The sequence below is a fragment of the Streptomyces sp. NPDC047971 genome, from assembly GCF_040653355.1.
Classification (GTDB): domain Bacteria; phylum Actinomycetota; class Actinomycetes; order Streptomycetales; family Streptomycetaceae; genus Streptomyces.
Genome location: NZ_JBEZNW010000017.1, coordinates 1 through 15,313, shown reverse-complemented (window position 1 = coordinate 15,313; position 15,313 = coordinate 1). Strand labels below are relative to the sequence as shown.

Annotated in this window: 12 protein-coding genes; 8 read left to right on the top strand and 4 right to left on the bottom strand. The window is 72.0% G+C overall.

The window, feature by feature from the left end; translation table 11 throughout:
- Positions 1 to 227 precede the first annotated feature (227 nt).
- On the top strand, positions 228 to 3,758 hold the full coding sequence (gene mfd, locus AB0D99_RS17885) for a transcription-repair coupling factor (protein WP_362362281.1): 3,531 nt from the start codon (positions 228 to 230) through the stop codon (positions 3,756 to 3,758).
- A 37-nt stretch (positions 3,759 to 3,795) separates the two neighbouring features.
- On the opposite strand, the gene AB0D99_RS17880 is transcribed toward mfd, so the two are convergent.
- Both AB0D99_RS17880 and AB0D99_RS17875 read right to left on the bottom strand, forming a co-directional pair.
- Positions 3,796 to 5,091: an SGNH/GDSL hydrolase family protein gene (locus AB0D99_RS17880; protein ID WP_362362278.1), complete on the bottom strand. Its 1,296-nt coding sequence runs from the start codon at positions 5,089 to 5,091 to the stop codon at positions 3,796 to 3,798.
- A 29-nt stretch (positions 5,092 to 5,120) separates the two neighbouring features.
- Complete coding sequence (locus AB0D99_RS17875; protein WP_362362275.1) at positions 5,121 to 5,708, bottom strand: TetR/AcrR family transcriptional regulator; 588 nt, start codon at positions 5,706 to 5,708, stop codon at positions 5,121 to 5,123.
- A 98-nt stretch (positions 5,709 to 5,806) separates the two neighbouring features.
- Here AB0D99_RS17875 and AB0D99_RS17870 point away from each other — a divergent pair, with 98 nt between their 5' ends.
- On the top strand, positions 5,807 to 6,706 hold the full coding sequence (locus AB0D99_RS17870) for a hypothetical protein (RefSeq protein WP_362362272.1): 900 nt from the start codon (positions 5,807 to 5,809) through the stop codon (positions 6,704 to 6,706).
- 88 nt (positions 6,707 to 6,794) lie between these two features.
- Here the strand turns inward: AB0D99_RS17870 and AB0D99_RS17865 are convergent, their stop codons facing one another.
- A complete protein-coding gene (locus AB0D99_RS17865; RefSeq protein ID WP_362362269.1) occupies positions 6,795 to 6,986 on the bottom strand; it encodes an antitoxin in 192 nt (63 codons plus the stop codon).
- 176 nt (positions 6,987 to 7,162) lie between these two features.
- Between AB0D99_RS17865 and AB0D99_RS17860 the strand changes: the two genes are divergently transcribed.
- Positions 7,163 to 7,855, top strand: a complete 693-nt coding sequence (locus AB0D99_RS17860; protein ID WP_362362592.1) for an HNH endonuclease family protein — start codon at positions 7,163 to 7,165, stop codon at positions 7,853 to 7,855.
- A gap of 61 nt (positions 7,856 to 7,916) precedes the next feature.
- Here AB0D99_RS17860 and fabG read toward each other — a convergent pair whose 3' ends face one another.
- The gene (gene fabG / locus AB0D99_RS17855; RefSeq protein ID WP_362362266.1) at positions 7,917 to 8,684 is read right to left on the bottom strand and encodes a 3-oxoacyl-ACP reductase FabG; all 768 of its coding nucleotides are present in this window, start codon (positions 8,682 to 8,684) and stop codon (positions 7,917 to 7,919) included.
- A gap of 55 nt (positions 8,685 to 8,739) precedes the next feature.
- Here fabG and AB0D99_RS17850 point away from each other — a divergent pair, with 55 nt between their 5' ends.
- From AB0D99_RS17850 to AB0D99_RS17830, 5 genes are all read left to right on the top strand, one after another.
- On the top strand, positions 8,740 to 9,744 hold the full coding sequence (locus AB0D99_RS17850) for an ArsR family transcriptional regulator (RefSeq protein WP_362362263.1): 1,005 nt from the start codon (positions 8,740 to 8,742) through the stop codon (positions 9,742 to 9,744).
- 42 nt (positions 9,745 to 9,786) lie between these two features.
- Positions 9,787 to 10,533, top strand: coding sequence for an N-acetyltransferase (locus AB0D99_RS17845; RefSeq protein WP_362362260.1), 747 nt, complete (start codon positions 9,787 to 9,789; stop codon positions 10,531 to 10,533).
- Between the two features lie 91 nt (positions 10,534 to 10,624).
- A complete protein-coding gene (locus AB0D99_RS17840) occupies positions 10,625 to 11,071 on the top strand; it encodes a hypothetical protein (protein WP_362362257.1) in 447 nt (148 codons plus the stop codon).
- Positions 11,068 to 11,673, top strand: coding sequence for a BMP family ABC transporter substrate-binding protein (locus tag AB0D99_RS17835; RefSeq protein ID WP_362362254.1), 606 nt, complete (start codon positions 11,068 to 11,070; stop codon positions 11,671 to 11,673). Before AB0D99_RS17840 ends, AB0D99_RS17835 begins: the two co-directional genes overlap by 4 nt.
- Before the next feature lie 236 nt (positions 11,674 to 11,909).
- Positions 11,910 to 15,313: LamG-like jellyroll fold domain-containing protein (locus AB0D99_RS17830; RefSeq protein ID WP_362362251.1), on the top strand; the 3,404-nt coding region annotated here is incomplete at its 3' end.

The following is a 15,313-nucleotide window of genomic DNA, read 5'->3' as shown; positions in this document are numbered from 1 at the left end:
GGGCGCGGGCCGGCCGAGGGGAGGGCCGCGGCCCCTCGGCCGGGCCCCGGGCGGCCGGATCCCGCCGCTTCACCCCCCGGGGCCCGGCCCTTCGGCCGCGCCGGTGTCCCACCCACGTCGTAGGCTGGGGTCACCCCCGGCCGCCGCGCCGGGACCACCCGGCCCGTTCGACGTGTCGGGCTGTTCGCGTTGCCCGCCCCCGTAGTCCGAACCCGGGATGGAAGTCCATGAGCCTGCACGGTCTGCTCGACCTCGTCGCCAAGGACGCGGCCCTCGCCGAGGCGGTGAAGGCCGCCGCCGACGGCAACCGCATGCACGTGGATCTGGTCGGCCCCCCGGCCGCGCGCCCGTTCGCCGTGGCCGCGCTCGCCCGCGAGGCGGGCCGGACCGTCCTCGCCGTCACCGCGACCGGCCGGGAGGCCGAGGACCTGGCCGCCGCCCTGCGCAGCCTCCTCGACCCGGACACGGTCGTCGACTACCCGTCCTGGGAGACGCTGCCGCACGAGCGGCTCTCGCCCCGCTCCGACACCGTCGGCCGCCGCCTCGCCGTGCTGCGCCGCCTCGCCCACCCGTCGGCGGACGACCCGGCCGCCGGCCCGGTCTCCGTCGTCGTCGCACCCGTACGTTCCGTGCTCCAGCCGCAGGTCAAGGGTCTCGGCGACCTGGAGCCCGTCTCCCTGCGCACCGGGCAGACCGCGGACCTGAACGAGATCGTGGAGGGCCTGGCCGCCGCCGCGTACTCCCGCGTCGAGCTGGTCGAGAAGCGCGGCGAGTTCGCCGTGCGCGGCGGCATCCTGGACGTCTTCCCGCCGACCGAGGAGCACCCGCTCCGGATCGAGTTCTGGGGCGACGACGTCGAGGAGATCCGGTACTTCAAGGTCGCCGACCAGCGCTCCCTCGAAGTCGCCGAACACGGCCTGTGGGCGCCGCCCTGCCGCGAGCTGCTCCTCACCGACGAGGTGAGGCGGCGCGCCGCCGCCCTCGCCGAGGAGCACCCCGAGCTGGGCGAGCTGCTGGGCAAGATCGCCGAGGGCATCGCCGTCGAGGGCATGGAGTCCCTGGCGCCCGTCCTCGTCGACGACATGGAGCTGCTGCTCGACGTCCTGCCCGCGGGCGCGATGGCCGTCGTCTGCGACCCCGAGCGGGTCCGCACGCGCGCCGCCGACCTCGTCGCGACCTCGCAGGAGTTCCTCCAGGCGTCCTGGGCGGCCACCGCCGGTGGCGGCGAGGCCCCGATCGACGTCGGCGCGGCGTCCCTGTGGGGGATCGCGGACGTACGGGACCGGGCGCGCGAGCTCGGCACGATGTGGTGGTCGGTATCCCCGTTCGCGGCGGACGAGACGCTGGACACCGACACGGTGAAGCTGGGCATGCACGCCCCGGAGACGTACCGCGGCGACACGGCACGGGCGCTCGCCGACACCAAGGGCTGGCTGGCCGACGGCTGGCGCACGGTCTACGTCACCGAGGCGCACGGCCCGGCGACCCGCACGGTCGAGGTCCTCGGCGGCGAGGGCATCGCGGCCCGGCTCGACGCGGACCTGGCCGAGGTCACCCCGTCCGTCGTCCACGTGGCGACCGGCTCGATCGACTTCGGATTCGTCGACCCGGCGCTCAAGCTGGCCGTGCTCACCGAGACCGACCTGTCCGGACAGAAGGCGGCCGGCAAGGACGGCCAGCGGATGCCGGCCAAGCGGCGCAAGACGATCGACCCGCTGACCCTGGAGGTCGGCGACTACATCGTCCACGAGCAGCACGGCGTCGGCCGGTACATCGAGATGGTCCAGCGGACCGTGCAGGGCGCCACCCGCGAGTACCTCCTCGTCGAGTACGCCCCGGCCAAGCGGGGCCAGCCCGGCGACCGCCTCTACATCCCCACCGACCAGCTGGAGCAGGTCACCAAGTACGTCGGCGGGGAGGCGCCCACCCTGCACCGGCTCGGCGGCGCGGACTGGACGAAGACGAAGGCCCGGGCGAAGAAGGCGGTCAAGGAGATCGCCGCCGACCTGATCAAGCTCTACAGCGCCCGGATGGCGGCCCCCGGCCACGCCTTCGGCCCCGACACCCCCTGGCAGCGGGAGCTGGAGGACGCCTTCCCGTACGCGGAGACGCCCGACCAGCTGTCCACCATCGCCGAGGTGAAGGAGGACATGGAGAAGACGGTCCCGATGGACCGCCTGATCTGCGGCGACGTCGGCTACGGCAAGACGGAGATCGCGGTCCGCGCGGCCTTCAAGGCGGTCCAGGACGGCAAGCAGGTCGCGGTCCTGGTCCCCACCACGCTCCTCGTGCAGCAGCACTTCGGCACGTTCTCGGAGCGGTACTCGCAGTTCCCGGTGAACGTCCGCCCGCTGAGCCGCTTCCAGACCGAGACCGAGTCGAAGGCGACGCTGGAGGGTCTCAAGGACGGCGCCGTCGACATCGTCATCGGCACGCACCGCCTCTTCTCCTCCGAGACCACGTTCAGGGACCTGGGCCTGGTCATCGTCGACGAGGAGCAGCGCTTCGGCGTCGAGCACAAGGAGCAGCTGAAGAAGCTCCGCGCCAACGTCGACGTCCTGACGATGTCCGCCACCCCCATCCCCCGTACGCTGGAGATGGCGGTCACCGGCATCCGCGAGATGTCGACGATCACCACCCCGCCGGAGGAGCGGCACCCGGTCCTCACCTTCGTCGGCCCGTACGAGGAGAAGCAGATCGGCGCCGCGATCCGCCGTGAACTGCTGCGCGAGGGACAGGTCTTCTACATCCACAACCGGGTCGAGTCGATCGACCGGGCCGCGGCGCGGCTGCGGGAGATCGTGCCGGAGGCGCGGATCGCGACCGCCCACGGCCAGATGTCGGAACAGGCCCTGGAGCAGGTCGTGGTCGACTTCTGGGAGAAGAAGTTCGACGTCCTGGTCTCCACGACGATCGTCGAGTCCGGCATCGACATCTCCAACGCCAACACGCTCATCGTCGAGCGCGGCGACAACTTCGGCCTGTCGCAGCTGCACCAGTTGCGCGGCCGTGTCGGCCGTGGCCGCGAGCGCGGCTACGCGTACTTCCTGTACCCGCCGGAGAAGCCGCTCACCGAGACGGCGCACGAGCGGCTGGCGACGATCGCCCAGCACACCGAGATGGGCGCGGGCATGTACGTGGCGATGAAGGACCTGGAGATCCGGGGCGCGGGCAATCTGCTCGGCGGCGAGCAGTCCGGTCACATCGCCGGCGTCGGCTTCGACCTGTACGTACGGATGGTGGGCGAGGCGGTCGCCGACTACCGCGCCTCTCTGGAGGGCGGGGTGGAGGAGGAGCCGCCGCTGGAGGTCAAGATCGAGCTGCCGGTCGACGCGCACGTCCCGCACGACTACGCGCCGGGCGAGCGCCTGCGGCTCCAGGCGTACCGTGCGATCGCCTCCGCCACCACGGAGGAGGACGTCAAGGCGGTACGGGAGGAGCTCACCGACCGCTACGGCAAGCTGCCCGAGCCGGTGGAGAACCTGCTCCTGGTCGCCGGTCTGCGGATGCTGGCCCGTGCCTGCGGCGTCGGCGAGATCGTCCTCCAGGGCCCGAACATCCGCTTCGCGCCGGTGGAGTTGCGGGAGTCGCAGGAGCTGCGGCTGAAGCGGCTCTACCCGCGGACGGTGATCAAGCCGGCCGTCCACCAGATCCTGGTGCCGCGCCCGACGAGCGGGAAGATCGGCGGGAAGCCGGTGGTCGGCCGCGAACTGCTGGCGTGGACCGGTGAGTTCCTGACGACGATCCTGGGGTCGTAGGGAAGGTCCGGGGCCGGCCGGGACCGGCCCCGGTGCCTCACAGTGCGTCGAGGTCGAGCGCATCGGCCATCGCCCGGTACCCGGCGTCGCCCGGGTGGAGGTGGTCGCCCGAGTCGTAGGCGGGGAGCATGCGGTCGGGGTCGGACGGGTCGGCGACGGCGCGGTCGAAGTCGGCCACGGCGTCGTACGCGCCGGAGGTGCGGACCCAGTGGTTGAAGGCGTCCCGCTTGGCCTCGACGGCCGGGGTGTCGTAGAAGGAGCCCTTGACCGGGGTGAGGGTCGCTCCGACGACCTTGATGCCCCGGGCGTGGGCCTGTCGGATCAGCGTGCGGTGGCCGGCGATCAGGCGCTCGACGGAGACCTCGGGGGTGGGGGCGACGACGCCGCGCGGGAGGCTGCCGCCGAAGTCGTTGATGCCTTCGAGGAGGATGACCGTCCGGACGTTCGGCTCGGTCAGGACGTCCTCCTTGAACCGTGCGATGCCCTTCTCGCCGGCCCAGACCGTGTCGTTGGTGACCTGGTTGCCGCCGATGCCGTGGTTGAGGACGCTCCGCGGCTTCCCGGCGGCGGCGAAGCGTTCGGCCAGCTCGTCGGGGTAGCGGTTGTTCACCCCGGGGCCCGAGCCGACGCCGTCGGTGATGGAGTCGCCGAACGTCACGATGCCGTCCCGTCGGGCGGGAGCGCCGCCGCCGACCTCGACGCCGGTGAGGTAGTACCAGGAGCCGCTGGTCTCCTCGAACGCGGTCCCGTCGCGATCGGAGCGGTGGTCGCCGTCCGCGCGGTAGCTGGTGGCGGAGGCGAAGTGGTGGAAGGTGGCCGGGCCGGTGGGCGCGGCCAGGTAGAGGGTGACCGTCACCGACTCCAGCGCCCGCACCGGGAACGGCACGCCGTCGCTGTGGGCCGTGCCGCCGGCGGGGATCGTCACGGAGCGGTCCGCGCCGAAGGACAGCTGCCGGACCGAACCGGCCTTCACCGAGGCGCCCTTGTCCGTGCGGGCCACGGTCGCTCCGGTGATCCGCAGCGGTGTCGTGCCGTAGCGGTTGGAGAGCTCGATACGGGCCTTGGTGCCGCCGGTGGTGACGCGGACGACCTGGCGGACCGTGTGGTTCGCGAAGCCCTGCTGGGACCAGTTGGGGCCGAAGGGGGCGGTCGCGGCCTGTGGGGAGGTGGCCCAGGCGCCGCGCCACGCGCCGTCGTGCCGCTTCTCGCCCGCGGTGGCGCCGCTGAGCGGAACGGCGGTCAGGACGGCGGCGGTCAAGGCGGCGACGGTCGTGAGGCGGGCGGTCGCGAGGCGTGCGGACGGCAGGGGGGCCTTCGTGGTCTTCGTCGTCATGTACGTGACCAAGTGGAGCCGGGCTCCGCTTATTCCTGGGGCGGCCGTACGGGTTCGGGTGCGAACAGCAGGCCGGCGACGGTCCGGAAGACCTCCTCCGGGTCCTGGTCGCCGATCGGGCCCGCGAGGTTGTGGGAGAGCAGCAGGGTCGCGAAGCCGTGGGCCAGCGACCAGGCGGCGACGCCCGCGAGTCGCGGGTCGGGGCCGCGGCCGTCGGCGGGCACGCTCGCGATGCCCGACCGGAGGCCGGCGCCGGCCCGGTCCTTGGCGGCGAGCAGCTCCGGATCGTCGGGCCGGTGCAGATCGGGCTGGAACATCACCTGGAAGTGCGCCGGATGCTCGGCGGCGAAGCGCACGTACCGCACCCCGGCGTCCCGCAGGTCGTCGGCCTCGGCGAGGGCGGCCGCGAGCAGGTCGAAGCCCTCGGTCGCGACGGCCGTGAGCAGTCCCGCGCGGTCCTTGAAGTGGTGGGCCGGGGCCGCGTGCGAGACGCCCGCGCGGCGGGCCAGATCGCGCAGGCTCAGGGCGGACGGGCCCTCGGTCGCGATGACGTCGAGGGCGGCGGTCAGGATCGCCTGCCGCAGGTCGCCGTGGTGGTAGGTGCTCCGACTGCTCATGGACAGCAGCCTACGCAGGATCTAGGCATTGACAAGTTCGCGGCGGCGGAGGCAATCTAGTCAATGTCAAGATGAGTGGGGCGGCGGAGGAGGCGGACATGGGTACGGAGATCGGAACGGCGGCCGAGCGCACGGTGGAGCCCGGACGCGTACGGCAGATGTGGCATCTGCTCGAACCGCTGCACGCGCTGCTCTACTACGCCCCCGAGGCGGTCGAGGAGGCCCGGGCGCTCGGTTACGAGGTCGGGGAGCGCTGGCCCGGCTACTTCGCGTGGCGCGCCGCGCCCCTCGGGCCGGCCGGGGCGGAGCGGGTCGGCTCCGCGTTCTACAGCTTCAGCCCGGAGATGGTGGCCCGGTACGTGCCCGGGGTCTGGCGGACCGCGACGCCGTCCGACGTGCTGGACGCCCGGCTGCGCGCGGTCGACCGCGCCTACCGGGCCCTCCTCGGCCCCACGGCAGTCGAAGGGCCCGACCTCGACGAGGCGGCCGCGCTCGCCCGGCGGGCCGCCGACGCCGCCGTGACGGCCGGCCGCCCGCTCGCCGCCGCCAACGCCGAGCTGCCCTGGCCCGAGGCCCCGCACCTCGTCCTCTGGCAGGCGGCGACCATCCTGCGCGAGCACCGCGGGGACGGCCACCTGGTCGCCCTCCTCGCCGCCGGCCTCGACCCGGTCGAGGCCCTGGTCTCCTTCGCCGCCGTCGGGGCCGCGTCCGAGCAGACCTTCGCGAGCCGGGGCTGGAGCGCGCGGGCCTGGTCGGCGGCGCGCGACCGACTGACCGCCCGCGGCCTCCTCGCCGCCGACGGTTCGGTCACCGACGCCGGGCGCGCGCTGCGCGCGCGGGTGGAACTGCGCACGGACGAACTGGCCGCCGCCCCCTGGGCCGCCCTCGGCCCCGAGTCGACCGCCAGACTCGCCGAACTGCTCGGCGGCCCCTGGCTGGCCGTCATCGGCTCGGGGCTGCTGCCAGGTGAGAACACTCTGGGAATCGGCAGGATCTGACGGCGCGGGGCTGTCCGCGCCGGCCGGCACGGCCGCGGCCGTGGGGTGCGCGAAGGCGCCCCACGGCCGCACGGAAGAGAAGGAGGAGTCAGGTCGGAGGCTGGTCCTGCCCCCGCTGCTTGTCGATGTACTCCTGCGCCTTCTGCTGACCCTGGTCGACCTTTGCGGCGTGCTTCCCGCCGGTCTTCTGGTCGATCATGTCTCCGCCGCGTTCGACGGCCTGATCGGCCTTGTCCGGATGCTGGCCCATCATGCCCTTGAGCTTGTCCATGATCCCCATGACGTGTGTGACTCCTTAGTAAGGGGACAAACCACTCATTCGACGCTACGCGTCCCCTCTCGATCCCGCGCGCCGAACGGCTCAGTGGTCTGGACCGCGAAGGGCCTGGCTAGGATCCCCGCGTGCCCAGGTACCCGAAGTCCCTTCCCCTCACCGCACTTGCCGCCGCGGCCCTCCTGGCCGCCGGCTGCACGGCCGACCCCGGGGCCCCCGGCGGGCCCGCCGCGCCGGACGGACGGGCGGTCAGCCCGCTGGAGAATCCGGACGGGACCAAGCCGGGACTCGCACCCGTGTCGACGGACGCGGACGAGGCCGCGGCCCGCAAACTCATCGAGGCGCTGTCCACGAAGGGCCGGGGGCCGAAGACGGGATACGACCGGGACGAGTTCGGTCATGCCTGGATCGACACGGCGGACGGGGTGCCGCTGGCGAGGAACGGCTGCGACACCCGGAACGACCTGCTGCGCCGCGATGCCCAGAACCTCCGCTTCCGGTCCGGCTCCGACTGCGTGGTCGTCGCGATGACGCTGCACGACCCGTACACCGGGACGACCATCGAGTGGCGCAAGTCGAAGGCCGCGGAGGTGCAGATAGATCACGTGGTGCCGCTGTCGTACAGCTGGCAGATGGGCTCCTCGCGCTGGCCGGTGAGCAAGCGCAAGCAGTTCGCCAACGACGCGCTGAATCTGATCCCCGTCCAGGGGCGGGCCAACTCCGCCAAGAGCGACGCGGGCCCCGCGTCCTGGCTGCCGCCCGACAAGGGGATCAGGTGCGCCTACGCCGTCCGCTTCGCCCAGGTCGCCGCGAAGTACGCGATGCCGGTGACCGCGCCGGACAAGAGGACGATGCTGCGCCAGTGCGGCGGCTGACCGGGCACGGGCCGCACCAGCGCGGGTCACCACCGCACCCGGGGAGTCCGACGCGGCGGCGTCAGTCCACCGGTCCGCCGGCGACGTAGATCACCTGCCCGGAGACGAACCCCGCGTCCGGGCTCACCAGGAAGGACACCGTGTGGGCGATGTCCTCCGGCTCGCCGACCCGCCCGACCGGGATGGACCGCGCGGCGCTGCTCCGGAACTCCTCGAAATCGCGGCCCAGCCGCCGGGCCGACGCCCGGGTCATGTCGCTGACGACGAACCCCGGCGCGATGGCGTTGGCCGTGATGCCGTGCCGCCCGAGCTGGAGGGCGAGCGACTTGGTGAAGCCGATCAGACCGGCCTTCGCGCTGCCGTAGTCCACGCGGGCGGCGTCGCCGACCGCGGAGATGCTGGACATGTTCACGATGCGCCCCCAGCCGGCCGCGATCATGTGCGGACAGACGGCCCGGGTCACGAGGAACGGGCCCCGCAGATTGACGCCCGTCACCGTGTCCCACTGCCGCGTCGTCATCTCGACGAGCTCCGCGCGGGGACCGATCCCGGCGTTGTTGACCAGCACCGTCGGCGGCCCCAGCTCGGCGGCGATCCGGGCGACGGCACTCGCCACCGCGGCCTCGTCGGAGACGTCCGCCGCGACCGCCGTCGCGGATCCACCGGCGCCGACGACGGCCTCGACGGTGTCCGCGCAGTCCGCCTCGTCCAGGTCCACCACACCGACCGCGAACCCCTCGCGGGCCAGCCGTCGGGCCACGGCGGCCCCGATACCCCGTGCCGCACCGGTGACGATCGCCGTACGCCGCCCATCAGTTGTGTGTGTCATGGGCACAGTCCACGGCATCGATGAGACGGCTCCCATCGATGTAGCGTATGGCTCAATGATCAGCTTCGAGCTCGGCGTCGAGGATCTGGCGGACACCCGGTTCGCCGTCTCGCCCCTGCACGAGACGGTGGTCAGCCTGCGCGTACTGCAGGACCCGGGACTGTCCGTGCTGCACCTCCCGTGGCGCAGGTCCGTACTCGCCCGCCTCGAAGCCCTCGACACCGGCCTGTTGATGTCCCTGGTCTCGCGCAGGCGCACCCTGCCCGACTTCCTGACCCCCCGGCCCGCCGTCTTCGCCCCGGCCTTCGAGGAGGAACTGGCCGTGGTCCGCCGGACCGACCCCCGGACGGTGCGCCGCGATCTGCCGGCCACCCACGCGCCGGACCCGCTTCCGGAACCCCTGCGCGAGGCCGCCGCCGCCGAGGACGGGCCCGTCGTCGCCCTGCGCGACCGCATCTGCGAACTCCTGCGGACGTACTGGGAGATCGCCGTCGAACCGATCTGGCCACGGATACGCCTGCTCCTGGAAGCCGACATGACGTACCGGGCGCGGCAGCTCGCCGTCGGCGGCGCCCGCCTGCTGTTCGCGGACATGCACCCCAACCTGCGCTGGCACGACGGCGTCCTGCACATCGACAAGATGATCGGCCGGCACCGTGTCGCCGCGTCCGGTCGCGGACTGCTCTTCGTGCCCTCGGTGTTCGCGCACAAGCCCGCGCCTCCGCTCAGCCCCGAGGAACCGCCGGTGCTCTCCTATCCGAGCCGAGGCGTGGCGACGCTGTGGAACGCGCCCCCCACCCCGGACGCGACCGCCCTGGTGGCGCTCCTCGGCGCCCCCAAGGCCCGGCTCCTGGCCCTCCTCGCCGAGCCGCTGGCCACGATCGAGATCGCCCGCCGCCTCAGGGTCACCCCGAGCGCCGTGTCCCAGCACCTGCGCGTGCTGCACGCCACGGGACTCCTCGCCCGTGCCCGCGCCGGGCGCCAGGTGCTCTACCGGCGGAGCGACCTCGGCGACCGGCTGGCCGCCGCGCACCAGGGGCACGACGGCACGGCGCCGTAAATCGGTTGGGACGCCGGCGAACGATCATTAACCTGCGCCCTCATGGAGCTGAACATAACGACCCTCGCCGAACGCCCCGAGCTCGAAGCTCCGATGTGGGGGATGAAGGACCTCTGGCCGGAGTTCGTGATGTACGACCCCGTCGGCTGGTCCCACTTCGGGCGGATCGTCGCCGAACTGCCCGAGTACGTCCTCGTCGCCACCGACTCTGAGGGCCGGCTGGTCGCCCGCGCGCTCAGCGTCCCCTTCCAGCTCCGTGCCGAGGGCCGCGGCGACCTGCCCGCCACCGGCTGGGACCAGGTGCTGCTCTGGGCCTTCTCCGACCGGCGGCAGGGGCGTACCCCCGACACCGTCAGCGCGATCGAGGTCACCGTCGACACGAGCGCGCTCGGTCAGGGGATCTCGGCGAGGATGCTGGAGGCCATGCGGGACAACGCCCGCCGCCTCGGCTTCTCCGAGGTCGTCGCCCCGGTCCGTCCCAACGGCAAGCACCTGGAGGCCGCCGCCTCCATCCACGAGTACGCCTTCCGCACCCGCGAGTCCGACGGTCTGCCGTACGACCCGTGGCTGCGCGTCCATGTCCGCGCGGGCGCCACGATCGAGGCCGTCGCGCCCGCCTCGATGACGATCGGCGGCTCCGTCGAGCAGTGGCGCGCGTGGACGGGCCTGCCGTTCGACACGGACGGCCCGGTCGAGGTCGAGGGCGCGCTCGTCCCCGTCCACTGCGAGGCCGCACGCGGTTACGCCGTCTACGTCGAGCCCAACGTGTGGGTCCGCCACCGGCTGTGAACCCGGGCGGCGCCGCCCCGGGGGAGACGTACGGGGGCGCGGGATGTACCGTACGGCGTCCCCGTCGTACGTCCCCGAGAGGTCATCGACCGTGAAGCAAGCCGTCGCCTCCGAGATAGCGGCCCCTCCGAGCACCGGGTCCGCCCTCCCGGGCGTTCCCGCGCGCGTGGCGCTCGCGGTCGTTCCGCTGCTGAGCCTCGGAGTGCTGGGTCTCGTGCCCTCCCTCGTCCTCGCCCTGCGCCGGGGAACCCGGGGCGACTGGCTGGCGGCGGTCGCGTTCACGGCCCTGTCGGTCGGCTGGTGGTTCCAGGTCGCGCTGACTCCCGAGGGCACGGAGGGCGCCCAGTTCGCGCTGGACGTCCTGCTGCTGGGCGGATCCACGCTCGCGGCGACGGCGCACTGCCTCGCCGTCCGGCCCACCGCCCCTCTCGCCGCTCAGCCCGCCGCCGAGCCCGCGGCGCCGTCCGGGGAGCCCGCGGCCCCGGCGGGCGGGCAGCCCGCCACCAGCCTCGTGAAGACGACGGGCGAGAACGCGTGAAGACCAGGCGCACCTGGCGCAATTCGGCCAAGAAGTCCGATTCCGCCGCCACTTCCCTCCTCCCGCGGCTGCTCTCCGCGGCCGCCGGCTCGCTGCGCGGCCGTACCGGCTGGACGGTGGCGAGCGTCGCCGTCCTCGTGCTCGGCCTCCTGGGCGTCTGGCTCTTCGTCGGCGGGAAGCAGGACGGTCCGCCCGACGCGCGGGCCCGCCAGTACAAGGACTTCGACGCCTGCCTCCTCACCGGCGAGAAGGGCATCGTGACCGGAGCACCGGCCGCCCCCGTCTGGGAGGGGATGCAGGAGGCGTCCGGGGACACCCGGGTCCGGGTCACGTTCGTGCCGGTGATGGGGGAGCAGTCCGAGGGCAACGCGCGCCCGTTCTTCAACGGGCTGATGCAGCGTCAGTGCGACGTGGTCCTGGCGTCCGGCGCCCCGCAGGTGAAGGTCACCGAGGAAGGTGTCCAGAAGTACCCGAAGGTCCGGTTCGTTGTCGTCGACGGTTCGAAGAGCGCCGGGAATGTCACGCTCGTGCCCTCCGGTCCGGGGCTCAAAAGTGCTGTAGCGGACGCTGTCAGACAGGCCGTCAGGAGTGCCGGACTCTAGCCGTCACCCGCAGGTTCCGACCCCCGTGCAACGATTCCGTAAAGCGCTCGATTGCAAGTGGAACTGGTGTGCGCACTTAGGGCAGGCTCGCGAAGCTCTGTAAGCATCGTGTAAATAGAGGCTCGCCCATGCGCATACGTTGGGTCCGTGGCTCTCAGCTGTCTCCACCGGGTCGTTCCGGTCGACGACGACGGCTGAGGGCTACGGCTCTTTTCGTCCTGACCTTCTTCTCCTGCATGTTGACCACCGAGACAGCGATGGCCATGGGGGCCACGCTGACTCCGATACGCATGCCCGAACTCTCCCTCTCGGGCCTGTGGAAGTGGGCCAACGAGAATCCGCTCGACACCCCTGACCAGGAGGGCGGTACCGCCCGCGGCAAGGGGCACCACGCCTCGTCCGATGCCACCAGCGCCGAAGGCGACGCGGGCCGCAAGCCCGGCAAGGGCAAGGGTGAACTCGACCCGTTCGAGCGGCACACCGACAAGCCCGAACGGGCCAGGAGCGGCTCCGCCCCCGGCGGCGCGAAGAGCTTCGACATCCGCACCAGCAAGCGCGACGCGACGAAGTCCACGGCCACCTCGGACTTCTACGTCAACGCCGACGGTTCCACCACGGTCCGGCACTTCAGCGGCCGGACCAATTTCAAGGCCGCGGACGGCACCTGGAAGCCGATCGACACCCGGCTGACCGAGGACGGCGACGGCCGGCTCCAGCAGCGCGCCAACTCGCTCGACGTCGAGTTCGCGGCGGACGCGGCCGACCAGCAGCTCGCCTCCGTCGACTTCGGCGCGGGCCGCTCCCTCGGCTACGCGCTGCGCGGCGCCTCCCGGGCCGAGCCCACCGTGGGCGCCGACGGCTCGGTGACGTACGCGGCCGTGCTGCCCGACACCGACGTGGAACTCGTGCCGCTGGCCGAGGGCTTCAAGGAGAACATCGTCCTGCGCTCCCCGCAGGCGGCGAACTCCTGGACCTTCCCGCTGGACGTGAAGGGGCTCACCCCCCGCATCGCCGCCGACGGCGACGTCGAGTTCACCGACGCGAACGGAACGGTCACCGCGACCATCCCGCACGCGTACATGGAGGACTCGAAGATCGACCCGCGTTCGGGTGACGCCGCCCAGTCGCGCGCCGTCACCTACGAACTGGCCACCGTGGACGGCAGGCCCGCGCTGCGGATGACCGCGGACCGTGGCTGGCTGGACGCCCCCGAGCGGGTCTACCCGGTGACCGTCGACCCGACGGTCACCGCGTCCAACTCCACGTACACGCAGAACACCATCCCCGGTGACCACTCCACAGAGACCCAGATCAAGGTCGGGTCGTACGACTCCGGGACCAACAAGGCGAACTCCTTCCTGCAGTTCTCCTCGCTGGGCACCACGCTCGCGGGCAAGCGGGTCACCGCCGCCACCCTGAACGTGTACGCGCTGTGGTCCTCGACCTGCGAACCGCGGTCGTTCACGGTCCACCCGGTGACCCAGTCCTGGACCCCGTCCGGCGTCACCGGCTACCCCGGCCCTTCGTACGGTTCCGCGATGGGCACGGCCACGCCCGCGCCCGGCGCCTCCTGCTCCAACGGCTCCGGCTCGGCGAGCGTCGGCGTGAAGATGCCGGTCTCGCTGTCGACCACCTGGTTCAACCAGGTCGCCGGCGGCGGTGCCAACTACGGTCTCGCGCTCACCGCGCCCACCAGCAACATGTTCCACTGGAAGAAGTTCCACTCGGACAACTCGGCGACGGCCGGCTTCCGTCCGGCACTGGAGCTGACCTATACGGCCAACACGGCGCCGCAGGTCAACGCCCAGTACCCGCCGGAGAACTTCCAGGCCAACACCCTGCAGCCGGAGCTGCTCGTCTACGCGAGCGACGCCGACAAGGGGCCGAGCCCGCTGTCGTACACCTTCGAGGTCTACGACGCCGACAGCGGAAGCAGCACGCCCGTCGCCACCTCCGCCGCGCTCACCAAGGGCAGCTGGAAGATCCCCGCGGGCAAGCTCAAGTGGAGCAAGAACTACGAGTGGCTCGTGGGCGTCAGCGACGGCACGACGGAGGTCGTCGAGTCGGGCCGCTTCACGACAGCGGTGCCGCAGCCGCCGGTGACCTCGGGCCTGTCGATGAACACCGACGGGCACGAGTTCGACCCCTCGGACGGCAACTACACCACCGAGGACACCGACGCCGACGTGGAGGTGATCGGCCCGTCCCTGGAGATCGACCGCTCCTACAACAGCCTCGACCCACGGGTGGACAGCGCCTTCGGCGCCGGCTGGTCGACGGTCGTCGACATGAAGGCGGCCGAGGTCAAGGACCCCGCCGGCACGGTCACCAGCGTGGTGATCACGTACCCCGGTGGTGAGCAGGTCGCGTTCGGCCGCAACAGCGACGGCACCTTCGTACCGCCGCTGGGCCGCTACGCGCGTCTGGAGGCGGTGACGACGCCGGCCGTCGGCTACCAGCTGACGGACAAGGACTTCACCGCCTACTCCTTCACGCAGGCGACCACCAAGGCGGGCGTCTACGCGATCTCCAGCATCAAGGACTTCGCCGGCCGCACCGAGACGTTCGCGTACGACGCGAACAAGCGGCTGACGAAGATCACGAACACGACGTCCAAGCGGTCGCTGACCCTCGCCTGGTTCCAGCCGGCCGGAGCGACCTCCTGGCACGTCCAGACGGTCGCCACCGACCCGTCCACCGCGGGCGACTCCGCCACGGCCCAGACCTGGCAGTACGGCTACACGGCCGACCAGCTGACCAAGGTCTGTCCGCCGGCGGACTGGACCAAGTGCACGACGTACACGTACGCCACCGGCAACCACTACCGCACCACGGTCCTCGACGCCGACCCGTTCGCCTACTGGCGCCTCGGTGAGACGTCCGGCACCGTGGCCGCCGACGCGATCGACGCCAACCAGGGCCAGTACAACGGCACGTACAAGAACGTGACCCTGGGCGGCTCGTCCGTGCTCGCCGGCTCGACGCAGAAGACGGCCACCTTCAACGGCACGACCTCGTACGTCGAGATGCCCAGCGCCCCCGGCGCGACGCCCTCGTACACGTCGGTGTCGCTGTGGTTCAAGACGACCACGGCCGGCGGTGTCCTCTTCTACTACGGCGACAAGCCGCTGAGCGACCCCGATCCGGTCGCCAACACCACCAAGAACACCCCCGCGGTCTACGTCGGCATGGACGGCAAGCTGCGCGGGTGCCTCGCCATGTCGCCCGGCTGCATGTCGACGATCACGTCCACCGCGACCGTCACCGACGGCCAGTGGCACAACGCCGTCCTCACCGGTATGGCCACCAGCCAGACCCTGTACCTCGACGGCGTCTCGCAGGGCTCCCTCAGCGGCACCATCAACGACTGGGCGCAGCCCTACATCAGCCTCGGCGCCGGTGTGAACACCGACGGCTGGCCGTCGATGAACCCGAACGACAAGCTCGGGCACTTCACGGGACAGATGGCCGAGGTCGCCGTCTACTCCGAGCCGCTTCCCGCCTCCGTGATCTCCACGCAGTACCAGGCCGCGAAGCGGTCCGCCGGTCTGTTGCAGTCGATCACGACGCCGAACGGCAAGACCCAGGCGTCGGTGGTCTACGGCACGACCGATGACCGTGTCCTGCAGGCCACGGACGG

Bases quoted from the DNA above. Each gene is read 5' to 3' on its own strand.
- mfd (WP_362362281.1), top strand. From the start codon at position 228: ATGAGCCTGCACGGTCTGCTCGACCTCGTCGCCAAGGACGCGGCCCTC.
- AB0D99_RS17880 (WP_362362278.1), bottom strand. From the start codon at position 5,091: ATGACGACGAAGACCACGAAGGCCCCCCTGCCGTCCGCACGCCTCGCG.
- AB0D99_RS17875 (WP_362362275.1), bottom strand. From the start codon at position 5,708: ATGAGCAGTCGGAGCACCTACCACCACGGCGACCTGCGGCAGGCGATC.
- AB0D99_RS17870 (WP_362362272.1), top strand. From the start codon at position 5,807: ATGGGTACGGAGATCGGAACGGCGGCCGAGCGCACGGTGGAGCCCGGA.
- AB0D99_RS17865 (WP_362362269.1), bottom strand. From the start codon at position 6,986: ATGGGGATCATGGACAAGCTCAAGGGCATGATGGGCCAGCATCCGGAC.
- fabG (WP_362362266.1), bottom strand. From the start codon at position 8,684: ATGACACACACAACTGATGGGCGGCGTACGGCGATCGTCACCGGTGCG.
- AB0D99_RS17850 (WP_362362263.1), top strand. From the start codon at position 8,740: ATGATCAGCTTCGAGCTCGGCGTCGAGGATCTGGCGGACACCCGGTTC.
- AB0D99_RS17845 (WP_362362260.1), top strand. From the start codon at position 9,787: ATGGAGCTGAACATAACGACCCTCGCCGAACGCCCCGAGCTCGAAGCT.